Source organism: Actinoplanes subglobosus, assembly GCF_042650585.1.
Classification (GTDB): domain Bacteria; phylum Actinomycetota; class Actinomycetes; order Mycobacteriales; family Micromonosporaceae; genus Actinoplanes; species Actinoplanes subglobosus.
In genome coordinates, this window is record NZ_JBHSBL010000028.1 from 540,250 (window position 1) to 563,540 (window position 23,291).

Below are 23,291 nucleotides of genomic sequence, written 5' to 3' on the forward strand. Positions count from 1 at the left end.
GTCAATGAGACAGTCCGTCGCGGGCTGCATATGCGCTGGTCGAAACCGGTTCCGGATCTGTTACATTGTTACATCCAAATATGGAACGCCAGTGGGGGTCCCGGTGAAGAAGCGCGCGACGGTACGGCAGATCGCCGCCGAGACCAGCCTGTCCATCGCGACGGTGTCCCGGGTCCTCAACGGCCAGGACAACGTCGCTCCCCGGACCCGTGAGCTGGTACTGCACGCCGCCCGGCGACTCGGCCACGACGGGCTGACCACGAGCACACCGGCCGGCGGTGTGTTCGTCCGGTGTCCGTACCTTCTGGACGACTACTTCGGCCCGATGGTCTCGTCCATCGTGGAGACCATCGAGCTGCACGGCATGACCGCCGTCATCAACGCGGGCAAGGCGGCCCGCCGCCCCGGAGCGCTGACCGGCCTGCCCCGCACCGCCGGTCTCGCCGGTGGCGTCCTGATCCTCCCGCCGGAGTCGCCCGAGGAACTCGCCCGGCTCCGTGACCAGGGTTTCCCCTTCGTCGTGCTGGACCCGCGGACCAGCCCGCCGCGCGACATCGTGGCCGTGTCGAGCGCCCACGTCACCGGGGCCAGGCTCCTGATGAGCCATCTGGTGGAGCTCGGGCACCGCCAGGTCGGCATCATCGCCGGCCCCCGCGAGTGGCTGGTCACCACGTCACGGACGGCCGGCTACGTGGCGGCCCTCGCCGACGCCGGGGTGCTGCCGTCACCCGGCCGGATCCGGTTCGTCAACGAGCCCACCATGGAGAACGGTCATCGCGCCGCCTGCGAGCTGCTCGACCAGCCGGACCGGCCGACGGCGCTGGCCTGCTTCAACGACAAGACCGCGATCGGCGCGTTGCGGGCCGCCCGGGAGCGGGGTCTGCGCGTGCCGGCCGACCTGTCGATCGGCGGTTTCGACGACGCCGACATCGGCCAGGCCACCGATCCGATGCTGACCACGGTGCACCAGCCGCTCGCCGAGATGGGCCGGATGGCGGTCACCATGCTGGTCCGCATGCTGAAAGGCCACGACCTCGACGCCCGCCACGTCGAACTCGGCACCGACCTGATCGTCCGCGGCTCCACCGGCCCCGCACCCGTCACGCCCACCTCGCCCGCCGCGCCCGTTCCTGCCGCGGCCGCTCCTTCCGCGCCCGCTCCTCCTTCCGCGGCCGTTCCTCCTTCCGCGGCCGTTCCTCCTTCCGCGCCCGCTCCTCCTGCCGTGGCCGCTCCTCCTTCCGCGCCCTGACCGGATCTGCCGGTCGGGTATTAGGCTTGGCGGACGGTGTTCCTCTCGAGGATTCGGGGGCGGCGATGACCGAGCGCAAACCTGTCGGCATGAATTTCGAGTCGTGGATCGACCAGCAGATCACCGAGGCCACCGAGCGCGGCGAGTTCGACGATCTGCCCGGCGCGGGCAAGGCGATCCCGCCCGGCGCCGACGACGAGGACTGGTGGCTCCGCGACTACCTGGAGCGCGAGGAGGTTCCCGCCGAGACCTCGCTCCCGTTGCCGCTGCGGCTGCGCAAGGAGTCCGAGGACATCGACGACACGGTCCGTGACCTGCCCACCGAGGAGAGGGTCCGCGCCACGGTCGCCGAGCTGAACCGGCGTATCGAGGAGTCCTGGCGCCTGCCCGCCGACTCCGGCCTGGTCGTCCGGTGGGTCGACCCCGAGCCGGTGGTCGCGCTCTGGCTGGCGACCCGCCCACTGCCGGCCCCGCCCGGGCCACCGCCGCCATCCGTGCGTCTGCCGTGGTGGCGGCGGCTCTTCACCGTTCCCGGTCAGTAACACTCGTCCTCGTCAACTATCTGGACGCCCATGACCCGCTCCGGTGTATCCCCTTGGTCATAGAACCAGTTGTCGTTCGGCCCGAGACAGGACCGCGAATCATCCGACATCTTCAACCAGGCCGAATCGTCGATCCGTGAGTTGTAGACCGCATATGACCCCTCCGCGCGCGAACCCAGTTTCTGGAATTCCGAGGTCATGTCCCGATAGGAGGCGGTCGGCTTGCGGGCGAGCCAGTCAGTGCTGGTCTGGTAGAAGCAGACGCGCGGATAAACGCAGCCGAAACGGCTTCCGGCGTGCGCCGGCACAGCCCCCGCACCGACGGCCAGAAACGCGGTCACGGCAATGACGATCGTGTTCTTCCGCATGGCATGATCCCCCGTTTACCTGTTGGTGGAATTGTTCGAGAACCATGGTGCTCTCATGGGCCGCAACGCGTAGCCGTACCAAATTTTCCGGTTCGAACGGCCCGAACCGACTCACCCGTTCGCGCCCCGCCGCCCGCACCCCGCGCCTCGCCTCGCGTTGATCTTGAGCTTTGGGCGGCGCGGAACCGTATGCCTTGTCGTGGACATGGAGACGATCACCTTCGCGCTGGCCGCCGGGCTGCTGGCGGCGTTCAATCCGTGCGGGTTCGCGCTGCTGCCGTCGTTCCTGGCGCTGCTGGTAGCCGGACCGGGCGGGGTGCTGCGCGCGCTCCGCCTGTCGACGGCGATGACCGCCGGATTCGTCACCGTCTTCGGGTCGATCGGTGCGGTGCTCGCCGTCACGACAGCGCCGATCCAGCGGCATCTGCCCTGGGCCGCGGTGGTCACCGGAGTCGTATTGTTCCTGCTCGGAGCCGGGTTACTGTCGGGCCGGGAGCTGCGGGTCCGGCTTCCGCGGCTCGCCGCCGGGTCCCCGACGGGTTCGATCCTCGCGCTGTACGGCTACGGCGCCTCGTACGCGGTGGCGTCCCTGTCGTGCACGATCGCCCCGTTCCTGGCCGTGACGGGCCTGGTCTCCGGCGGCGGCGACATCAGGTCGGGAGTGGCCGCGTTCGTGGCCTACGGCCTGGGCATGGGACTGGTCGTGGGCCTGCTGGCGATGCTGGTCGCCTTCGCCAGGGAGGCGACCGTCCGCCGGACCCGCGCGGTACTCCCATGGATCTCCCGCCTGTCCGGTGCCTTCCTGCTGCTGGCGGGCGCCTACGTCACCTACTACGGCTGGTACGAACTGCGCCTCGCAGACGGTGGCTCCCCCTCCGACCCGCTCGTGGCCGCCGTGACCGACCTTCAGGGCCGGGTCACGACGTGGCTGGACACCATCGGCATCACGTGGATCGCCGCGGCCTTCGCCGTGGTGGCCGTCTTGGCCGTCGTCACCCGCCGAAAGCCTGCCCCGCGCCCCACTCCCGCCGACGGCCGCTGACCCCTTCCGCCATCGACTTCCTCGCCACCGATTCACCAGACTTCGCCGCCCGCCCGCCCGCCCGCCCGCCCGCTCGCTCGCCCGCTCGTCCGTCCGTCCGCTCGTCCGTCCGCTCGTCCGTCCGTCCGCTCGTCCGTCCGTCCGTCCGCTCGTCCGCTCGTCCGTCCGTCCGCTCGTCCGTCCGTCCGCTCGTCCGCTCGTCCGCCTGTTCGTCCCTCCGTCCGTCCGTCCGTTCGCTCGCCCGCTCGTCCGCTCGTCCGCTCGTTCCCGTCCCCCCGTTCGCCCGCTCCCGCGTGTCCCGTTCTCGCGTGTGCTCCGTTCTCACGTGTGGCCTGTTCCCGCATGCGGCGACCAGCGGTTCGTAGGCGGCGGCCGGCCTGGCCGCAGGGGCGACGGGAGCACACGCAACATCAGCGGGTGGCCTTATCGCCGCGGTCACGCGCTATTGGGGCGATGAATGCTCCGACCGGCAGTTCGGGGTCGTCCACCGCCTCCATCGCGGCGGCAGGAGCACCCGATCGTCGACTGTGCGCGCTGATCCACGCCGGCTGGCCGCAGACAACGGGCGGCGATCAGACCAGGGAGCTGTCGGGGACAGGCTTCGCGATCGCGCAATGCCGTTCAGCTTGAGTTGATCAATGCCCTGACCTGCCGAAGCTGAACGACCGCGGTGTGATCATCGCTGGGGCGCAGATTTTGCGACGATGGCTGTCCCGGCAGGTGGCGGTCGTGCGGTCGCGGTGGAGCCTCAGCAAGATCAACTTGGGGCGCGCGGCATAGCGCCATCGCGAGCCGGAGCTCAGACACCCCATCGGCCGCTCGTGAGGTGTCTGAGCTCCGGCTCGCGAACTCGCCCTGACCGCACGGCAAACGCTGACTCCGGACTGCCCCTGGCCGTCAGCGGGTTGGGGCGGGGCGACAGCGAACCGGGCGGGAATCGCTGAGCGGGCAGCCCAGTGTGGTTGTGGTGGCGGCAGCCCAGTGCGGTAGTGGCGGCGGTGTGAAGTGGCAGTGCGGTGGTGGTGGCAGCCAGGTGGGGTTGTGGTGGCGGCAGCCCAGTGTGGCGGCAGCCCAGTGGTGGTGGCGGTGTGGTGGTGGCAGTGCGGTGGTGGTGGCAGCCAGGTGGGGTTGTGGTGGCGGCAGCCCAGTGCGGCGGCAGCCCAGTGGTGGTGGCGGTGTGGTGGTGGCAGCCCCGTGTGGTGGCGGCGGTGTGGTGCTGGCGGCAATGTGGTGGTGGCAGTGCGGTGGTTGTGGTGGTTGCGGCGGCAGCCAGGTGTGGTTGTGGTGGTGGCGCCAGTGCGGTGGTGGGCGGTGGTAGGCGGGGTGGGTCGCCAGTGTGGTGGTCGCGGTGGGGCGGGGAGCGGGCAGCCTCTCGCGGGTCTGCTGGCCACGGTTCGTGTGGCCGTACGAGAAGGCTGTCCGCGACTGCCGGGAGCGGGCCGCGGTGGGTGGGCGCGGGTGGCTGTTCGGAGGCCGACGGTCGGCCGGGGTGGGAAGGGTGTCAGAGGAGTGTCGCCAAGCGGGGGAGCAGGGCGGCCGCGTGGGTGAGGTCGCCGTCGAGGGGGCGGTCGGTGAGGTCGGGGGAGAGGGATGCCGTGGCGAGGTCGTAGGCCGTGCGGAGGGTTCCGGTGGTGAGGCGTTCGGGGGCGAGGCTGAGGGCGCGGACCGCGGCGACGAGTTCGGCGGCCAGCAACGTCGGTGTGAGCTGGGTCATGGTTCGCAGGGAGCGGGCGCCCTGGGTGGCGAAGCTGGCGTGTTCCTCGAGGCCGAGGGAGATCGACAGGGTGCCGGAGGCGGTGGGCTGGACCGTGCCGCGCATCTCGGCGAGCAGGTCCTGGACCAGGTATTCGGTGATCATCAGGCCGGAGCTGCCGGGTGGGCCGTCGGCGAGGAACGGGCGCAGACCGGTCATGTCGGGGCGCATCAGCAGGCTGAGGCGGGCTGCGGAGAGGGACATGACCGGTAGCAGGGCGCCGCGGACGGCGTCCAGGCCGGAGGCGAGGGTCGCGGTGTGGAACTGGCCGTGATGGTGGATGCCGTCGGCGGTGACCAGGGGGTTCTCGACGGCGGCGTTGATTTCGGCGGTGACCGCGGCGGTCAGGTTCTCGGCGGCGTGCAGGGCGGGGGCGGTGACCTGCGGCACCACCCGGAGGCCGAACGGGTCCTGCAGGCGCAGCGCCGGTGACGCGCCGGTGACCAGCGTGTGCAGCGTCTCGGCGACGGCGATCTGGTGCGGGTGCGCGCGGGCGGCGTGCACGGCAGGATCGTAGGCCTCGGGGTTGCCGCGCAGCGCTAGGAAGGAAAGCGCGGCGATGATCGTTGAGGCCCGTAGGTGACGGTGGACTTCCGAGACGGCGAGGGCGGAGGTGGCGACGGTGAGGGCGCTGGAACTGATCATCGGCAGGGCGTCGGTGGCGTCGAGTTCGACGGCTGGGGCGTCGCCGCTGCGCCAGGGGCGGGCGCCGGCGAGGGTGAGGGTGAGTTCGGCGAGCGGGGAGAGGTCGGCGGTGCCGATGGCGCCCCAGCGGTGCAGGGCCGGCACGGCACCCGCGCGGAGGGCCGCGGCGAGGGCTTCGGCGACGCGGCGCGAGACGCCGGAGCCGCCGGCCAGGATCTGGTTCAGGCGTACGGCCATGACGGCCCGGGCGGTGCGATCGTCCTCTTCGGGCCCTGCGCCGGCGCAGTGGCTCTGCAGCAGGCGCAGCGCGTGACCGTCCGGATCGCCGGCCTGTTCGTGCCGGTTCGCGCCGACGCCGGTGTTGGCGCCGTAGACGGCGCCGCGTGCCCGGGCCTCACGGAGTCCGGCGTGTCGTTCGTCGACGAGGGCGAGTGCGGCCGGATCGACAGTGATCTCGATCGCCCGGGATGCGATCGCCTCCAGTTCTGGGATCGTCAGGGAGTGACCATCTAGCCGGACCTGCACGAAGTCTCCAGAACCGTGACCGTACGTTGACACCTTATTCACTACTTAGCGAGTATGAATAGTATGATTCAGAAGATCAACTGGGAGCGCCATGATCACATTCGAGGACGTCGTCAAGGTCTACCCCGGCGGCGCCACCGCGGTTGACCACCTCGACCTGGAGCTACCCACTGGCAAGATCACCGTACTGGTCGGGCCCTCCGGGTGTGGCAAGACCACGTCCCTCCGGATGATCAACCGCATGGTCGCGCCGACCTCCGGCCGCATCCTGATCGACGGCCAGGACGTCGCGCAGCAGAACGAGGCGCTGCTGCGGCGGGGCATCGGTTATGTCATCCAGCACGCCGGCCTCTTCCCGCACCGGACCGTCCTGGACAACGTCGCCACCGTCCCGGTGCTGCTCGGCAGGACCCGCCGGGAGGCCCGGACCGCCGCGCTCACGCTGCTGGAGCGGGTGGGTCTCTCCGCCGACTTCGCGAAACGCTACCCGGCCCAGCTCAGCGGCGGTCAGCAGCAGCGCGTCGGTGTCGCCCGGGCGCTGGCCGCCGACCCGCCGATCATGCTGATGGACGAGCCGTTCAGTGCCGTCGACCCGGTGGTCCGCGCGCAGCTGCACGCCGAGTTCCTGCGTCTCCAGCAGGATCTGGGCAAGACCATCGCGATGGTGACCCACGACATCGACGAGGCGATCAAGCTCGGCGACCATGTGGCGGTGTTCCGTACCGGAGGGCGGCTGGCCCAGTTCGCGACGCCGCGGGAGCTGCTGGCCGAGCCGGCCGACGACTTCGTGGCGTCGTTCGTCGGCCGTGACCGCGGTCTGCGCAGCCTCTCCTTCGACAGCGCGGCCGAGCTGCCGGTCCGCCCGGTCGACGGCGTCGAGCTGGACGGCGCGGGCCGCCCGGTCGGCCGTCCCGGCGTCTTCACCAAGGACGACTCGCTGCGGGTGGTCGCCGACCTGGTGATCAGCTCGCCGGGCGGGATCGCGGTGCGGGTCGGGCCGGACGGGGCCGCCGACGGGCAGGTCAGTCACCACGACCTGGCCGACTACCTGCAGAGCCGCCGCTCATGATCCAGTACCTGACGAACAATCACGAGATCGTCTGGCAGGCGCTCCAGGAGCATCTGTATCTGGCGCTGCTGCCGATCCTTTTCGGCTTCGTGATCGCGCTGCCGCTGGGCTACCTCGCGGTGCGGTTCACCTGGCTCTACCACCCGCTGATCAACACGTTCGGGGTGCTCTACTCGATCCCGTCGCTGGCGCTGTTCGTGTTCCTGCCGGTGATCCTCGGGACCAAGGTGCTGTCGCCGGTCAACGTGGTGGTGGCGCTGACCGTCTACACCGTGGCGCTGCTGGCCCGGACGGTGGCCGACGGCCTGCGATCGGTCGACCCGGTGGTGGTGCAGGCGGCCACCGCGATGGGTTACCGGCGCACGCGCCGGCTGATCGACGTCGAGCTGCCGATCGCACTGCCGGTCATCCTGGCCGGTCTGCGGGTCGCCACGGTGTCCAACATCAGCCTGGTCAGCGTCGGTTCACTGATCGGCATCGGCGGTCTCGGCCAGTTGTTCACCCGTGGCTTCCAGCTGTTCTATCTGGAGCCGATCCTGATCGGCATCATCCTGTCGGTGCTGCTCGCCGGGATCGCCGACCTGATCATCGTGCTCGTGCAGCGGGCCGTCACCCCGTGGACGCGTGTGGCATGAACTTCTCCTATCTGACCGATCCGGCCCACTGGGACCCGAGCAACCCGGGCAGCATCCCGAACCTGATCGTGTCCCACCTGGGTTACACGGCGCTGGCCCTGCTGCTCGGCGCGATCATCGCCCTGCCGGTCGGGCTCTACATCGGCCACACCGGGCGGGGCTCGTTCATCGCCATCAACGCGGGCAACGCGGGGCGGTCCCTGCCGACGCTGGGCCTGCTGATGCTGATGGTCACCCTGCTCGGGCTGGGCCTGCTGCCGGTGCTGATCGCGTTGACCGTCCTGGTCATCCCACCGATCCTGACCTCGGCGTACGCGGGGATGCGCAACCTCGACCACCGGGTCGTCGACGCCGCCCGCGGGATGGGGATGCGCCCCTGGCAGGTGCTGACCCGGGTCGAGTTGCCGATGGCGCTCCCGGTGATGCTCAGCGGTTTCCGCAACGCCGCGCTGCAGGTCGTCGCCACCGCCACGGTCGCGGCCGCGGTCGGACTGGGCGGGCTGGGCCGGCTCCTGATCGACGGCCTGGCCGTCAACGACTACTCACGGGTTCTGGCCGGCGCCATCGTCGTCGCCGTACTGGCCGTACTCGTCGATCTGTTCCTGGCGCTGATCCAGCGCCTGATCGTCTCACCCGGATTGAAAGGCTCGTAAATGAAGCGCATCGCCGCTGCTCTTGCCATGGCGCTCACGCTCACCGCGTGTGGCGCGAACAGTGATCCGCTAGCCGACGAGCCGGCGGCCTCCGGTGCCGCCGGCGGATCGGTGACCGTCGGTTCGGCGAACTTCCCGGAGAGCCAGCTGCTCGCCGAGATCTACTCGCAGGCCCTGGAGGTCAAGGGCGTCAAGGTCACCCGCAAGTTCAACATCGGCGCCCGTGAGGTCTACCTCAAGGCGCTCCAGGACGGCTCGATCTCGCTGCTCCCGGAGTACAACGGCGCGCTGCTGGCCGCCCTGTCGCCGAACGGTGTCCCGGCCGGTGTGAGCAGCCCGGACGCTGTTCTCGCCGAGCTCAAGAAGGTGCTGCCGGCCGGCACCGAGGTGCTGGCCCAGTCCGCGGCCGAGGACAAGGACACGCTGACCGTCAGCGCGGAGACCGCGAGCAAGAACAACCTGAAGTCCATCGAGGACCTGAAGGCGGTCGCCTCGACGCTGGTCGCCGGCGGCGGGCCCGAGTTCACCGAGCGCCAGCAGGGCCTCAAGGGCCTGAAGGAGGTGTACGGCGTCGAGTTCAAGGAGTACAAGCCGCTGGACCCGGGTGGCCCGCTGACCGTCACCGCTCTCAAGGACGGCGACATCCAGGTGGCGAACCTGTTCTCCACCGACTCGTCGATCGTGACCAACAAGTTCGTCCCGCTGGAGGACCCGAAGAACCTGTTCACCTCGCAGAACGTCCTGCCGCTGATCCGCAGTGAGGCGAACAACGCGACGGTGACCGGTGCCCTGGACGCCGTCTCGGGCAAGCTGACCACGGAGAACCTGACCAGCTACCTGGCGCAGGTCCAGGTGGACAAGAAGGACATCACCGTGGTGGCGAAGGCGTTCCTGACGGAGAACGGCCTCAGCTAGTTTTGTTAACAGAACGCCGCCCTCCGGGGCGGCGTTTTCTGTTTCCGGCAGATGTCTTGACGTGCACACTCGCTGGTATCTATCTTTGCCGCAAAGATTTTCAGAAAGTTTCAAGCCTGTTACTGCAAGGGCTTGCAGCCCGTTCCCCTTTGCCCGGAGGTAGATGTGGACAGTCCCCGCAGGCGGCGACGCCTGACCCGCATCCTGGCCGCCACCACCCTCGCCCTCGGCGTCGGCGGCTTCGGTGTCGCCCAGATCGTCACCGGCCCGGACGCGTTCGCGTCCCCGCCCGGTGAGAAGGACGTCACCGCCGTGATGTTCGAGTGGAGCTTCGCGTCGATCGCGCGCGAGTGCACGAACACACTCGGCCCGCTCGGCTACGGATACGTCCAGGTGTCCCCGCCCCAGGAGCACATCCAGGGCAGCCAGTGGTGGACCTCCTACCAGCCGGTGTCTTACAAGATCGCCGGTCGTCTCGGTGACCGCGCGGCGTTCGCCAGCATGGTCAGCACCTGCCACGCGGCCGGGGTCAAGGTCGTCGCCGACACGGTGATCAACCACATGAGCGCGGGCTCCGGCACCGGCACCGGTGGCACCTCGTACTCCAAGTACAACTACCCGGGTGTCTACTCCGACGCCGACTTCCACTCCTGCCGTTCGGCGATCAGCGACTACACCAACCGCAGCAACGTGCAGGACTGCGAGCTGGTCAACCTGTCCGACCTGAACACCGGCAGCGACTACGTCCGCGGCAAGATCGCCGGCTACATGAACGACCTGGCCTCGCTGGGGGTGGACGGCTTCCGGATCGACGCCGCCAAGCACATGGCCGCGGCCGACCTGGCCGGCATCAAGGCGAAGCTGAACAACACCGGTGCGTACTGGAAGCAGGAGGCCATCTACGGTGCCGGCGAGGCGGTCCAGCCCACCGAGTACACCGGCACCGGCGACGTGCAGGAGTTCCGGTTCGCCCGCGACCTCAAGCGCGTGTTCCTCAACGAGAACCTCGCCTACCTGTCGAACTTCGGCACCGCGTGGGGCTACATGCCGAGCAACCAGGCGGCCGTCTTCGTCGACAACCACGACACCGAGCGTGGCGGCGACACCCTCAGCTACAAGAACGGGTCGGCGTACACCCTGGCCCAGGTCTTCACGCTGGCCTGGCCGTACGGCGCGCCGGACGTCAACTCCGGCTACGAGTTCACCAACCACGACGCCGGGCCGCCGAACAACGGCACGGTCAACGCCTGCTACGCCGACGGGTGGAAGTGCCAGCACGCGTGGCGGCAGATCGGCAACATGGTCGGGTTCCGCAACGCCACCCGCGGCACCGCGGTCGCCGACTGGTGGAGCAACGGCGCCGACCAGATCGCCTTCAGCCGTGGCAGCAAGGGCTACGTCGCGATCAACCACGAGGGCAGTTCGCTGACGCGAACCTTCCAGACGTCTCTTCCGGCCGGCACCTACTGCGACGTCCAGCACGGCGACCCCACGGCAAACGGCGGATGCACGGGTACGACGTACGCCGTCAACTCCTCCGGCCAGTTCACCGCGACCGTCCCCGCCGGTGACGCGATCGCCCTCTACGTCGGCGCGAGCGGCGTCACCCCGACCACGTCGCCGACCGCGACGGCCTCGCCCACGCCGACCAGCACCGCCGCGGCCGGCGCCGGCTTCAACGTCACCGCCACCACCACGCTCGGCCAGAACATCTTCGTCGTCGGCAACCAGGCGGCGCTCGGCAACTGGGCCCCGGCCAGTGCGGTCGCCCTGTCCGCGGCCACCTATCCGGTGTGGAAGGGCACGGTGTCGCTGCCCGCGGGCACGGCGTTCGAGTACAAGTACATCCGTAAGAACACCGACGGCAGTGTCACCTGGGAGTCCGGCAGCAACCGCACCGCCACGGTCCCGGCCAGTGGCCAGGTCACGCTGAACGACACCTTCCGCTGATCCTCCGCATCGCGACCCGGCCCGGCCACCTTTCAGGGTGGCCGGGCCGCCTGGGCCTCAGTACCGACCCGGATTTCCGCGGGCTGGGCCTGGCGTCGACGCTGGTCCGCGCGGTCGCGCACGACATCCGCGAGCGCGGCGAGACCCCGTTCATGCACGCCTCCGCCACCAACACCGACGCCATCCGGCTCTACCTGTCGATCGGGTTGGAGCTGCGCCGCACCGCACGCTCAGCGACTCAGCGCAGCGCGGCGATGAATCCGTCCAGGTTGTCCCACATCAGCACGTGCCCGGCGCCGACGACGACACGCACGTCGGCACCGGTCTCGCGCAACGGCGCGAGATCCTCCCGGGACAGCTCGCCGCTGACGTAACGGCGCGGCCCGCCGAACGCGGCGAACTGCTCACGGAACGTCGAGGCGCGCCCGGCGAGCAGCGACACCGCGGTGCGGTGCAAACCCCTGGAAGACCATCGAGCGACGGTACGGCCGAACTGGCTCGACACCGGATCACCGAGCTTGAGCAGCCCTTCGACGATGCGCTGATGCTCCCCGGCGGCGAAGTCGTCCTCGGCGAACGCGGCGATCTCGGCCGAGAACGTCCCGACTCCGGGGTCGAGGTTGGGCTCGGCCACGACGAGCGTTCCGGCCAGATCGGGTCGCTGGGCGGCGAGACTGATCGCCACCGACCCGCCGAGCGAGTGCCCGACCACCGTGACCCGGCGCAGCCCGAGCGAGTCGAGCACCCCGGCCACCGTCCCGGCGTGCTCGTCGATGCTGTGCCCGAACGTGTCGTCGTGATCGCTCCACCCGCTGCCGATCAGGTCGACGAGCACATGCCGCCCGGCCCCGGCCAGCCCCGGATGCCCCACGACCGGGGCGAACCCCACGGTCGAGGCCGACCCGAGCCCGCCGAGGTAGACCCGGACATCCGGCCCGGCCCCGAGATCGAGGAACGCCACCGACGCCCCGGAGGCCGTCGCCACCGCGTAGTGCACCGCTCAGCCCGCCAGCTCGCCGAGCAGCCGCCAGGTGCGCAGCTGACCGTCCGGCCCGTCGAGGCCGGCCTGGGTGACGACCACCTCGTCGGCGCCGGCGTCGAAGTAGCGGCGGATCTCCGCGGCGACCGTCTTCTCGTCACCGATCACGGCCAGTTCGGCGGCCCGTGACGCGCCCTCCAGCTCGACGACCCGATGGTAGGAGGGAATGGTGTCGTAGAAGGCGAGCTGACGTTCCGCCGCCTCGCGTGCCCGCTCCGGGTCGCCGGTCACCACCGCCGGCAGGAACGCGATGACCCGCGGCCGGGGCCGCCCGGCCTCAGCCGCGGCCTTGGTGAGGGCGGGAACGATGTGGCGGGACAGGGTGCGGGGCCCGGCCAGGTTGGGCAGTGTCCCGTCGGCGAGCTCGCCGGTGACCCGCAGGGCCTGCGGTCCCATGGCCGCGACCAGCAGCGGCACCGCCGTCTCGGCGCCGGGTAGCCCGGTCGGCAGCACGGTCCGCGCCGAGATCAGCTCCCCCTGGAAGTCGGCCTGCCCGGTCTCCAGCACCGTCCGGATCACCGTCAGGAACTCCCGCAGCCGGGTGATGGGCCGCTCGAACGGCACCCCGAGAACGGGCTCGACGAGTGACCGCGCGCCCAGCGCCAGCCCGAGCCGGAACCGGCCGTGCGTCGCCGCCTGCGCGGTCTGCGCCTGCCCGGCGACCAATACCGGATGCCGCCCGAAGATCGGGATCGCGGACGCGCCCACGGTCAGACCGGGCACCTCCCGCCCCACGAGAGCGGCCAGCGCCGCCACGTCGTAGTCGAAACGTTGCCCGAACCAGACGTTACGCAGCCCGGCCTCCTGAGCCGCGCGGGCCTGCGCGATGGTCTCGTCCACGTAGTTGACGGCGCCCGTCGGGCCGATAGCCACACCGATGCTCATGGGCCCGATGCTGCCAGCGGATTGTCAACGCCGCCGGACACTCCTATTACCGCCAGCCGGCCGAGGTGGCGTCGGGGGCGGTCAGGTCGGCGGCCATCCGGGCGATCAGCTGGCTGACGCGGGTGTCGCGGTCGTGGGCGCTGTGTTCCAGGCTGATCGTGCGGGCGGCCACGGGGTCGCCGGAGCGGATGGCGGTGAGCAGGGCGGCGTGTTCGGCGTAGCTGGGGGCGAAGTCGCGGGCGCCGCCGGGTGTGCTCCACGGGGCGGACACCTTCACCTGGCTCTCGACGGTGCGCAGCAGGGTGGTGATGGTGCCGTTGTGGCCGGCGTTGCGGACCGCGTCGTGGAAGTGGTTGAACAGCCGCCGCACCTCGGCCGGGTCGTCGGTGGCCTGCGAGCGGTCGTGCAGGTCCTGGAGGCGGGCCAGGTCGATCGGGGTGGCCCGGGTCGCGGCGGCGTAGGCGGCGGACGACTCCAGGATGGCCCGGGTCTCGAAGATCTCCAGGATCTCCTCGTCGCTGCGGCGCCGGATCTCGAAGCCGCGCCGGCCCGCGACCAGCAGCCCGTCCTGTTCGAGCAGGGCGAGCGCCTCCCGCACCGGAGTACGGGAGACGTCGAACTCCTCGCTGAGCGCCTGCGGGATCAGCGGCTCGCCGAACGTGTAGTGCCCGTGCGTGAGCCGTTCCAGCAGAGCCCGGTAGATCGTGTCCCGCGCGTTCATCAGTTTCCTCTACCCCGCACCCGTGTCGAGCGGACGGGACGGATCGGACCGCCACTCGGTGAGCGAGCCATCGTACAGCCGGGGCAGTGGCAGCCCGGCCGCGTCCAGGGCGAGCAGCAGACCGGCCGCGTTGATGCCGCCTCCGCAGTAGACGATGGTGTCCGGGGTGAGCCCGGCGGCGCGTTCCCGGACCACCGCGACGTCGACGGTGCCGTCGGCGCGCAGCAGCTCCGGGTAGGGCAGGCTGGTGCTGCCGGGGATGTGGCCGGCCTCGAAGCGTTCCTGTCGCAGCGCGCACACCAGGGTGCCGGTGGACGATCCGCGCAGCACCTCGTCCAGGCCGGCGGTGACCGGGCCGGGCTCGTGCAGTGTCAGTGGGGCGGGTTCGGCCGGCGGTGGGGGAGGGCCGGCGGCGAGTGGGAGCCCGAGCGCGGTCCACGCGGACAGCCCGCCGTCGAGCACGCTCACCGCCGGGTGCCCGTGGATTCGCAGCAGCCACCAGATTCGTGCTGCCCACGCGCCGCCGTTGCGGTCATAGAGGATCACGCGTGCGGTGTCCCGTACCCCCAAGGTCTGTGCTGTTTCGTGCAGTTGCGGGAGGGAAGGCAGGGTGAAGGGGAACGCGGCCGTGGGGTCGGAGAATCCGGTGTGGATGTCCGCGAAGCGGGCGCCGAGGATGTGCGCGGCGGCGAAGGCGGCGGCGCCGGAGCCGAAACCGCCTTCGGGGGTACGGTCGATCGACGCGTCCAGCAGCACCACGTCGTCTCGGTGATCGCGCAGCCAGGCGGCGCTGACCAGGGGTTCCGTCATGCTCGCCGCGCCTTCCACTCGCCCTGCCCCGGGCGTTTCAAGCCGAGGTTCTCCCGCAGCGTGTCACCCTCGTAGGCGGTGCGGAACCGGCCGCGCCGCTGGAGCTCGGGTACGACGGTGGCGACGAAGTCCTCGAACGCGGCCGGCACGTGGGTGGCCTGGATGACGAAACCGTCGGCGGCGCCCGCGTCGACCCACTGCTCGATGGTGTCGGCGATGTCGCTCGCCGAGCCGATCAGGCTGCCCTCGGTGCGGGCGCCGTACCACCGGCCGATCTGTGCCACGGTCAGTCTCTCCCGCTCGGCGAACTCGACGACCTCCCGGTAGTGGCCCTCGACGCCGACCTCCTCCAAGGGTGGCAGCGGGCCGTCCGGGTCAAAGGCGGTCAGGTCCACGTTGACGTGGTAGGCCAGACGCGACAGCCCGGCCTCCACGGACACCAGATCGGCGAACGCCTCGTGTCTGGCCAGCGCGTCGTGCACGTCGCGGCCGATCACCGGGGTGGCCGCGGGCAGGATCTTCAGCTGGTCCGGGTCGCGGCCGTGGGCGGCGGCGCGTGACTTCACGTCGATGTAGAAGGCGATCGCCGACGCGAGGGACTCGTGGCTGCAGAAGATGACGTCGGCCCACCGGGCGGCGAAGTCGCGGCCCGACTCGCTCGCCCCGGCCTGGATGATCACCGGGTAGCCCTGCGGCGGCCGGGGCACGCTGAGCGGGCCCTGCACCCGGAACCGCTCGCCGTCGTGGTCGATCGCGGTCACCGCCTCGGGCCGGCCGAACACCCCGGACACCTTGTCGGCGACGATCGCATCGTCGGCCCAGCTGTCCCAGAGCCGGGTGGTGACCTCCAGGAACTCCTCGGCGCGGGCGTAGCGTTCCGGCCGGGGCGGCAGTTTCGGCCGGCCGAAGTTCTGTGCCTCGGCGTCCTGGAAGCTGGTCACCACGTTCCACCCGGAGCGCCCGCCGGTGAGGTGGTCGATGGTGGCGAACTGCCGGGCCACGTTGTAGGGCTCGTGGTAGCCGGTGGACACGGTCGCGGCCACCCCGAGGCGGGTCGTGACGGCGGCCATCAGGCTGATCACCGGCACCGGGTCGAGCCGGGGCGTGCCCGAACCCCATTTCACCGCCGGGTCGAACGAGCCACCGAGACTGCGCGGCACGGCGAGCGCGTCGGGCACGAACGCGAAGTCGAACAGGCCCTGCTCCAGGACCTGCGCGATGCGGACGTAGTGCGCGGCGGTCAGGAAGCCGGGCGCGGCGTCCGGGTGCCGCCACCCCGCGGTGCCCTGCGCGCCGGCGTTGAGGAACGCGCCGAGATGGATCACTCGACGGGCTCGTTCAACAGCGACAGCTCGTCGACCAGGGCGACGGCGAAAGAGCCGGTTCCGCGGGTACGGGCACCCGCGCGCTCAGCCGCCTCGGCATAGGCGGCGTGCGCGACGACAGCACCCTGCAACGGGTCGCCGGTGGCGAAGATCGCCGCGGCCGTGAGCGAGCCGAGCGCGCAGCCCGCCCCGGTGACCCGGGTCAGGCGCACGTCACCACCCGGGATCTCCACGGTGCGGTGTCCGTCCGAGATGTAGTCGACCGGGCCGCTGACCGCCACGATCGTGCCGATGCGGGCGGCGAAGTCGGACACGGCGGCGACCGCTTCGGCGGAGTCGACGGTCGTCTCCACGCCCTTGCCGGTGGCCTCTCCGCCGGCGAGGGCGATCAGCTCGCTGGCGTTGCCCCGGATCGCCGCGGGCCGGAACTCCAGCAGCGACCGGACGAAGTCGTCGTAGCGGGTGGCCCCGGCGCCGACGGCGACCGGGTCGAGCACCCACGGTGTGCCGGCCTCGTGCGCGGTGCGCGCGACCGTGCGCAGCGACTCCTCGTCACTGCTCATCAGGGACGCGGCGTTGATCCAGACCGCGCTGGCCCCGGCCGGGAAGGTGGTGGTCCAGTCGGAGGCGGCGCCGATCGCGGGACCGGCGCCGGCCGCCAGCAGGACGTTGGCGCTGAGGTTGGCCGCGATGTAGTTGGTCAGCCCGTAGACGAAGGGGCCGGTCTGCGCGATCCGGGCGTAGCCCTCGCGAACGGCCGGGTCCTTCCACGTGGTCACTGTCATCGTCGCCTCCAGCATCGAGCTACTGCATACGGCTGCATACAGTAGCTGCACCCTACATCTCCCGTCTACTCGATAGGAGATTGGAACGCGCAGGACTGTCGTGTCCGAGGTGGGAGGTGATGGAACGGCGTAAGTCGCTGATGCCGCGAATACGCCCGGGTAAGCGCTTACATGGCAGGTGAATGCCCGCGGTATGACCGTAGAGATATATACGTACGTCGTTACCTCGTCTACATACTGATGTTCACACATAGTCATGTGTGAATCTCAGGTTCGGGGAGGAACCGAGTGAAGAAAGCTTTTGCGCTGGCCAGCGCCACCATGCTGGTCGGCAGCGCGCTCGTGGCCACCGCCACGAGCACCTCAGCCGCACCGCCGTCCCCCGTCGCCCCGCCCTCGGAAGCACAGGCGGTCGCCCGGGCGGAGACCCACATCGCGACCCGCCCCGCGGACGTCGAGGCCTCCGACGGCGACTCGTACAAGGTGTTCCGTACGACGGTGGACGCCAACGGCGCCTCGCACGTGCGCTACGACCGCCTCTACCACGGCCTGCGCGTCTACGGCGGTGACTTCGTCGTGCACAGCAAGCCGAGCGGCGTCTACGACGGCTCCTCGGTCGGTCTGCTGTCCCCGCTGACGCTGAGCGTCACCCCGAAGGTCAGCGCGGCCAAGGCCACCAAGACCGCCGAGGCCAACTTCGAGGGCACCCGCACCGCGACCGGCACGCCGGAGCTGTTCGTCGACGCGAGCACCGGTACCGGCCGCCTCGCCTGGGAGACCGTCGTCAGCGGCTGGGCCCCGGACAAGCAGACCCCGTCGAAGCTGCACGTCATCAGCGACGCGCAGACCGGCGCGTTCATCGGTGAGTTCGACGAGATCGAGACGGTCGCCGGCACCGGCAACAGCGTCTACTCCGGCGCCGTCAGCATCGACACCACGCTGTCCGGATCCACATACAGCATGATCGACCCGTCGCACGGCAACGGCCGCACCTGCGACATGAACAACGGCACCAGCACCTGCACCACGTTCACCGACGCCGACAACACGTGGGGCACCGGCGCGACCTCGAACCGCCAGTCGGCCGGCGTCGACGCACACTTCGGCGCGGCCAAGACGTTCGACTACTTCAAGAACGTGCACGGCCGCAACGGCATCTTCGGCACCGGCGCGGGCGTCCCGTCCCGCGTGCACTACGGCAACGCGTACGTCAACGCGTTCTGGGACGGCGCCCAGATGACCTACGGTGACGGCTCCGGCAACTCCCGCCCGCTCGTCTCCCTCGACGTGGCCGGCCACGAGATGTCGCACGGCGTCACCGAGGCGGTCGTCTCCGGCGGCCTCACCTACTCCGGCGAGTCCGGCGGCCTCAACGAGGCCACCAGCGACATCTTCGGCAACATGGTCGAGTTCTACGCCAACACCACCGTGGACCCGGGCGACTACCAGGTCGGCGAGAAGATCAACATCAACGGCAACAACACGCCGCTGCGCTACATGTACAACCCGACCCTGGACGGCTCGTCGCACGGCTGCTGGGCCTCCAACACCAACAGCATCGACGTGCACTACTCGTCCGGCCCGGGCAACCACTTCTTCTTCAACCTCGCCGAGGGCACCGGCGCCACCGCGTACGGCACCTCGCCGGTCTGCGGCTCGGCCCCGGCCGTCACCGGCATCGGCCGCGCCAAGGCCGAGAAGATCTGGTTCCGCGCGCTCGACTCGTACTTCACCTCGAACACCCGCTACTACCTGGCCTCGAACCTGGCCAACACGGCCCGCGCCTACACCCTGCGTGCCGCCACCGACCTGTACGGCTCGTGCTCCACCGAGTACAAGACCGTCCAGGCCGCCTGGACCGCGGTCAACGTGGCCGGCAGCGACGCCACCTGCTCCACCGGCAACGACTTCTCGCTGACCGCCAGCCCCACCAGCGCCTCGGTCAACCCGGGCTCGTCGGCCACCGCCACCATCGCCACCGCCGTCACCAGCGGTAGCGCCCAGACGGTCGCCCTGACCGCCTCCGGCCTGCCGTCCGGCGTCACCGCCAGCTTCAGCCCGTCGTCGGTCACCGCCGGCGCCAGCTCCACGCTGACCCTGGCCACCACCACCGCGGCCGCCCCCGGCACCTACGCCATCACGATCACCGGCACCGGCACCGCGGCCACCAAGACGGCCACGTTCTCCCTGACGATCAACGGCGCCGGTGGCAGCTGCTCCGGCACCAACGCCACCGACGTGACGATCTCGGACAACGCGACGGTCAACTCGCCGATCACCATCAGCGGCTGCTCCCGCGCCGCCTCGGCGACCAGCACCGTCGAGATCCACATCGTGCACACGTACGTCGGTGACCTGGTCGTCTCCCTGGTCGCCCCGGACGGCAGCGTCTACACGCTGCGCAACCGGAGCGGTGGCAGCGCCGACAACATCGACACCACCTACACGGCCAATCTGTCCTCCGAGACCGCCCCGAACGGCACCTGGAACCTGCGGGTCCAGGACGCCGCCTCGGCTGACGTCGGCTACATCAACAGCTGGACCCTGACCCTCTGATCCCTTCGGTAACGGTGTGCTCCGCGGTCATCGCCCTGAGGGCGGTGGCCGCGGAGCCGCGCTAAGCCCCGGCGGCGAGGAACCGATACGAGACATGTGAGAGACCGGTGGGCCGTCTCCTCCTGGGTGCTGCTGAGCGTCGGCGTGCCCGTCGCCGTCTTCGTCGGTGTCGCCGACCCACCCGGCGCCACCTACGCCTACCTGGCCGGCGTCCTGGTCTGCGTGATCGCGGCGGCCGTCGGCATCCGCCGCAACGTCCCGCCCGGGCAGCGTCGGCCGTGGCTGCTCATCCTGGCCGCGATGATGGTCTCGCTGACCGGCGAGTCGACCCGGGTGCTGGCCGAGCGGGGCACCGTCCTCGCCATGTTCCCGGACGCCGCACTGCTGCCCATCTACCTGCTGCTCACTGCCGGTGTCATCGACCTGGTGCGGCGCACACGGGCGACCGCCGACGACCCGGCCCGGGTGGACTCCGCCCTCATCGGCGTCGGCGCCGCGCTGCTGGTCTGGTCGCTGTGGGTCGAACCCTGGATCGCCGGCGACGACCTCCGCTGGCAGAACCTGGTCGCCGCGGCCCTACCGCTGGCCGCCGCCCTGCTGATGACCATCGCCCTGCCGATGCTGCTGCTCGGCCGGACCCGCGCCCCCGCGATGTGGTTCTTCGTCACCAGCGGTGTGGCCCTGCTGTCGGCGAACATTGTGCTCGCCAACCGCGGCTGGTTCGTCCACGGCGCCGACGGTATCCCGCTCAAGACCATGGGCGCCCTCGTCCTGGCCGCCGACTTCGCCAACGCCGCCTGCGTGCTGCATCCCACCGTGCCCGTCCTCACCGAGCGGGTGCTGGGCCGCTCCCACCTGCTGCGCCGCGGCCGCACCGCCATGATCACGGCGACGTTGTGCGTGCCGACGATCCTCGGCGTGGCTGCGCCGCCGAGAGGTCAGACCTTTTCGCTGGTACGGGCGGCGCTGTCGCTGGCACTGATCGGCGTCGTGGTCGCCCGCGTGGTGAGAGCCAACAACTCCCGGGCCCGCGCCGAACAGGAGGCCCGCTGGCGTGCCGAGCACGACTCCCTGACCGGCCTGCCCAACCGGGAACGCCTGGCCGCCACCGTGGCCCGCTGGACCGCCCCCGACACGCAGGTCAGCGTGCTGCTGCTCGACCTCGACCGGTTCAAGCTGGTCAACGACCACTGGGGCCACGAGGTCGGCGACGAGATGCTGCGCGCGGCCGCCGCCCGGCTCGCCGTCACCGTCCGCGCCGACGACCTGGTCTGCCGGACCGGCGGCGACGAGTTCGCGGTCGCCCTGACCGCCCCGGCCGGCGATCCCGCCGCCGAACACCTGGCCGGGCGCCTGCTCGCGGCCCTCGACGAGCCGCTGCCGCTGTCCGTCGGGGCGGTCGACGTCACCGCGTCCATCGGCATCGCGACCGCCCGCGCCGGAACCGGGGCCGTGGAACTGCTACGGGACGCCGACACGGCGATGTACCAGGCCAAGGAGTCCGGCCGCAACCGCTACGCCGTCTTCGACCCGCCGCTGCGCGAACGTCTCCAGCGGCGGTTCACCCTCGAACGGGCACTGCGCGGCGCCCTCGACCACGGCCAGCTCGACGTGCACTACCAGCCACTCGTGCACCTGGAGAGCGAACAGATCGACGGCTTCGAGGCCCTGATGCGCTGGACCCATCCCGCACTGGGACCGGTCTCGCCCGTCGAGTTCATCCCGATCGCCGAGGACACCGGCCTCATCGTCGCGGCCGGGGCATGGCTGCTGGAGGAGGCGGCCGCCCGCACCCGGGACTGGCGGGAGACGGCTCCCGTGCACGTGTCGGTCAACCTGGCCGTACGGCAGCTGCGCGAACCCGGTCTCGCCGAACGGGTGGGGGAGATCCTGGCCCGGACCGGTCTCCCGCCGGAGGGGCTGTGGCTGGAGGTCACCGAGTCCGGCTTCATGGACGACCCGGACGCCTGCCTGCGGACCCTGCACGAACTGCGCAACCTGGGCGTCACCCTGTGCATCGACGACTTCGGCACCGGTTTCTCGTCGCTGAGCTACCTCCAGCGGATGCCGGTCTCCATCGTCAAGATCGACCGGGCGTTCGTCACCGGCGTCGGCGACGGCGGCCCGAACGAACCGATCGTCCGCGCCGTCCTGGCGATGTCGCACGCACTCGGCCACCGGGTCGTCGCCGAAGGAGTCGAGACCACCACCCAGCGGGACTGGCTGCGGGCCAACGACTGCGACTTCGCCCAGGGCTGGCTGTACGGCAAGCCCCTACCCGCCTCCCAGCAGTCCGTAACTCGCGCTCCCGTTCGCCAGCCGTAGCTCACGCCGGTTGTCCGCATCGCTTCGCGTCGTTCAGCGACGGCTGGCGGGGTGCGATTTTGACCGTGTCTGGTACTGATGGCCGGGGAGACAGGTCTTGAGGGGGAGCTGTGGACTGGACGGTCATCGGTGCGATGGTGGCTCTGGCGGCGCTGATCGTCCGGGGTGTCGTGGCGTTCGGCATGGCCGGCAAGGAGGCCGGGAAGCTGCGCCGGTCCGGGCAGACCGTGCGGCGGCTCCGGGAGCAGGCCCTCGCCCGCCGGTGGACCTGGGAGCCGGCCGCGTTCGAGCCGACCGTGCCGGTGGGCCGGATGGGGCGGCTGCCGGAGGTGCGCCAGCGTGGGGCCGCACGGGGCCGGTTCCGGCAGCGGGATGCCACCGTGGCGGTGCTGGCCGCGGTCGTGCCGTCCGGGTTCGAGTCGGAGCTGGGAAACGACCACGGCACCACGGTGCTGACCATGGTGGTCACCATGGACGCGCCCGAGCTCACCGGCGACCTGCGCCTGGATCCGCGGCGGGGTGAGCCCGGCTACGAGATCTCTGGCAGCCTCGCCGGCCTGATCGGCGGGGACGGGCTGGCCGCGCTCGCCCGGGTGCAGAACCCGGCCGCCGACGTGATCGGCGGCCGGGCCGCTTTCCTCTTCACCAGTCTGCGCGGGATGGACGAGCTGGACCGGGTGCTGGCGGCCACCGACGACTTCCTCAGCGGCCTGGCTGCCGGTCAGCCCTCGGCGTGAACCTTGTGCAGCGCGCCGAGGAAGGCGTCGGCCGACTGGGCGCCGGAGATCCCGTACTTGTTGTTGATCAGGAAGAACGGGACGCCGCTGATGCCCAGCTGCCGGGCCTTGCGGATGTCGGCGTCGACCTCGGCGCCGTACTTCGTCCCGCCGGCCACGTCCGCCGCCTCGGCGGCCGGGACCCCGACGGCGGTCGCGAGCCGTACCAGAGTCTCGGGATCGTCGACCACCGCGGCGTCGGACAGATGCGCCTTCAGCAGGGCCTCGTGCATCTCGGTGCCGAGGCCGTGCTCGCCGGCCAGGTGGGCGATCCGGTGCGCGTCGCGGGTGTTGACCGAGATCGCGTTGCCCAGGTCGTAGGTCAGGCCCTCGGCCTCGGCTAGCTGCGTGACCTGGTGGGTCATCGCCCGCACCTGCGAGGCTGGCGCCCCGATCTTCTTGGCCAGCATCTCGTGGACCGGCTCCCGGGTGCCGGCCGGGATGGTCGGGTCGAGCTGGAAGCTGTGCCAGGTGACGGTGACGTCGTGCTCGAACCGGCCGAGCGCGGTCTCCAGGCGCCGCTTGCCGATGTAGCACCACGGGCAGACCACGTCGGACCAGACGTCGATGCTGATGCTCACAGGCACACTCCGTTCTCGCAGACGGGCGCGTCCTCGGCGCCTTCGAGGATGATCAGCTGCGGCAGCTCCTCGACGGGGGTCTCCTCGTCGATCTGCTCGGCTGGGGTCTCCGGCACGGCCGCTCCTCCGCTATCCTGACCCT

Annotated in this window: 20 protein-coding genes and 1 pseudogene; 12 read left to right on the top strand and 9 right to left on the bottom strand. The window is 70.6% G+C overall.

Translation table 11 applies throughout. From position 1 onward, the window contains the following. Nucleotides 1-103: 103 nt before the first annotated feature. Together ACFO0C_RS42755 and ACFO0C_RS42760 are read left to right on the top strand one after the other, a co-directional pair. The gene (locus tag ACFO0C_RS42755; RefSeq protein ID WP_378072570.1) at nt 104-1,249 is read left to right on the top strand and encodes a LacI family DNA-binding transcriptional regulator; all 1,146 of its coding nucleotides are present in this window, start codon (nt 104-106) and stop codon (nt 1,247-1,249) included. 65 nt (nt 1,250-1,314) lie between these two features. Next, complete coding sequence (locus ACFO0C_RS42760; RefSeq protein WP_378072571.1) at nt 1,315-1,791, top strand: DnaJ family domain-containing protein; 477 nt, start codon at nt 1,315-1,317, stop codon at nt 1,789-1,791. On the opposite strand, the gene ACFO0C_RS42765 is transcribed toward ACFO0C_RS42760, so the two are convergent. Continuing rightward, nucleotides 1,785-2,159, bottom strand: a complete 375-nt coding sequence (locus ACFO0C_RS42765; RefSeq protein WP_378072572.1) for a hypothetical protein — start codon at nt 2,157-2,159, stop codon at nt 1,785-1,787. The two genes, ACFO0C_RS42760 and ACFO0C_RS42765, sit on opposite strands and share 7 nt — an antisense overlap. Nucleotides 2,160-2,364: 205 nt before the next feature. Here ACFO0C_RS42765 and ACFO0C_RS42770 point away from each other — a divergent pair, with 205 nt between their 5' ends. Next, complete coding sequence (locus tag ACFO0C_RS42770) at nt 2,365-3,201, top strand: cytochrome c biogenesis CcdA family protein (protein ID WP_378072573.1); 837 nt, start codon at nt 2,365-2,367, stop codon at nt 3,199-3,201. 1,501 nt (nt 3,202-4,702) lie between these two features. Here the strand turns inward: ACFO0C_RS42770 and ACFO0C_RS42775 are convergent. After that, entirely contained in the window at nt 4,703-6,124 is a 1,422-nt protein-coding gene (locus tag ACFO0C_RS42775) for an aromatic amino acid ammonia-lyase (RefSeq protein WP_378072574.1), read from the bottom strand. Between the two features lie 91 nt (nt 6,125-6,215). Between ACFO0C_RS42775 and ACFO0C_RS42780 the strand changes: the two genes are divergently transcribed. From ACFO0C_RS42780 to ACFO0C_RS42805, 6 genes and pseudogenes are all read left to right on the top strand, one after another. Then, entirely contained in the window at nt 6,216-7,193 is a 978-nt protein-coding gene (locus tag ACFO0C_RS42780) for an ABC transporter ATP-binding protein (RefSeq protein WP_378072575.1), read from the top strand. Further along, nucleotides 7,190-7,828 (top strand): ABC transporter permease, encoded by a 639-nt coding sequence (locus ACFO0C_RS42785; protein WP_378072576.1) that lies wholly within the window; start codon nt 7,190-7,192, stop codon nt 7,826-7,828. Before ACFO0C_RS42780 ends, ACFO0C_RS42785 begins: the two co-directional genes overlap by 4 nt. After that, complete coding sequence (locus tag ACFO0C_RS42790) at nt 7,825-8,481, top strand: ABC transporter permease (RefSeq protein ID WP_378072577.1); 657 nt, start codon at nt 7,825-7,827, stop codon at nt 8,479-8,481. The genes ACFO0C_RS42785 and ACFO0C_RS42790 overlap by 4 nt, the downstream gene beginning before the upstream one ends. Then, the gene (locus tag ACFO0C_RS42795; RefSeq protein ID WP_378072578.1) at nt 8,482-9,396 is read left to right on the top strand and encodes an ABC transporter substrate-binding protein; all 915 of its coding nucleotides are present in this window, start codon (nt 8,482-8,484) and stop codon (nt 9,394-9,396) included. Between the two features lie 165 nt (nt 9,397-9,561). Then, a complete protein-coding gene (locus ACFO0C_RS42800; RefSeq protein WP_378072579.1) occupies nt 9,562-11,346 on the top strand; it encodes a carbohydrate-binding module family 20 domain-containing protein in 1,785 nt (594 codons plus the stop codon). A 50-nt stretch (nt 11,347-11,396) separates the two neighbouring features. Continuing rightward, nucleotides 11,397-11,558 (top strand): annotated as a pseudogene (locus tag ACFO0C_RS42805) (GNAT family N-acetyltransferase); the annotation flags it as partial. A gap of 26 nt (nt 11,559-11,584) precedes the next feature. Here the strand turns inward: ACFO0C_RS42805 and ACFO0C_RS42810 are convergent. Genes ACFO0C_RS42810 through thiM form a run of 6 tightly spaced genes read right to left on the bottom strand, consistent with a single transcriptional unit; the run spans nt 11,585 to nt 16,911 of the window. Further along, entirely contained in the window at nt 11,585-12,343 is a 759-nt protein-coding gene (locus ACFO0C_RS42810) for an alpha/beta fold hydrolase (RefSeq protein ID WP_378072580.1), read from the bottom strand. Nucleotides 12,344-12,346: 3 nt separating this feature from the next. Next, nucleotides 12,347-13,270, bottom strand: coding sequence for a TIGR03564 family F420-dependent LLM class oxidoreductase (locus ACFO0C_RS42815; protein ID WP_378072581.1), 924 nt, complete (start codon nt 13,268-13,270; stop codon nt 12,347-12,349). Between the two features lie 46 nt (nt 13,271-13,316). Next, a complete protein-coding gene (locus ACFO0C_RS42820) occupies nt 13,317-13,991 on the bottom strand; it encodes a GntR family transcriptional regulator (RefSeq protein WP_378072582.1) in 675 nt (224 codons plus the stop codon). Between the two features lie 9 nt (nt 13,992-14,000). Then, nucleotides 14,001-14,801, bottom strand: coding sequence for a sulfurtransferase (locus ACFO0C_RS42825; RefSeq protein WP_378072583.1), 801 nt, complete (start codon nt 14,799-14,801; stop codon nt 14,001-14,003). Further along, a complete protein-coding gene (locus ACFO0C_RS42830; protein WP_378072584.1) occupies nt 14,798-16,126 on the bottom strand; it encodes an LLM class flavin-dependent oxidoreductase in 1,329 nt (442 codons plus the stop codon). The genes ACFO0C_RS42825 and ACFO0C_RS42830 overlap by 4 nt, the downstream gene beginning before the upstream one ends. Next, entirely contained in the window at nt 16,123-16,911 is a 789-nt protein-coding gene (gene thiM, locus ACFO0C_RS42835) for a hydroxyethylthiazole kinase (RefSeq protein ID WP_378072585.1), read from the bottom strand. Before thiM ends, ACFO0C_RS42830 begins: the two co-directional genes overlap by 4 nt. Nucleotides 16,912-17,199: 288 nt before the next feature. Between thiM and ACFO0C_RS42840 the strand changes: the two genes are divergently transcribed. The 3 genes from ACFO0C_RS42840 to ACFO0C_RS42850 all read left to right on the top strand — a co-directional run bounded on the left by ACFO0C_RS42840 (nt 17,200) and on the right by ACFO0C_RS42850 (nt 22,529). Further along, nucleotides 17,200-19,467 carry a M4 family metallopeptidase gene (locus ACFO0C_RS42840; RefSeq protein WP_378072586.1) on the top strand — a complete coding sequence of 756 codons (2,268 nt, stop codon included), beginning with the start codon at nt 17,200-17,202 and terminating at the stop codon, nt 19,465-19,467. Between the two features lie 96 nt (nt 19,468-19,563). After that, nucleotides 19,564-21,792: a putative bifunctional diguanylate cyclase/phosphodiesterase gene (locus ACFO0C_RS42845; RefSeq protein WP_378072587.1), complete on the top strand. Its 2,229-nt coding sequence runs from the start codon at nt 19,564-19,566 to the stop codon at nt 21,790-21,792. A 110-nt stretch (nt 21,793-21,902) separates the two neighbouring features. After that, nucleotides 21,903-22,529, top strand: coding sequence for a hypothetical protein (locus ACFO0C_RS42850; protein ID WP_378072588.1), 627 nt, complete (start codon nt 21,903-21,905; stop codon nt 22,527-22,529). Here the strand turns inward: ACFO0C_RS42850 and ACFO0C_RS42855 are convergent. Beyond that, entirely contained in the window at nt 22,514-23,149 is a 636-nt protein-coding gene (locus ACFO0C_RS42855) for a DsbA family oxidoreductase (protein WP_378072589.1), read from the bottom strand. The genes ACFO0C_RS42850 and ACFO0C_RS42855 overlap by 16 nt on opposite strands. Nucleotides 23,150-23,291 lie beyond the last annotated feature (142 nt).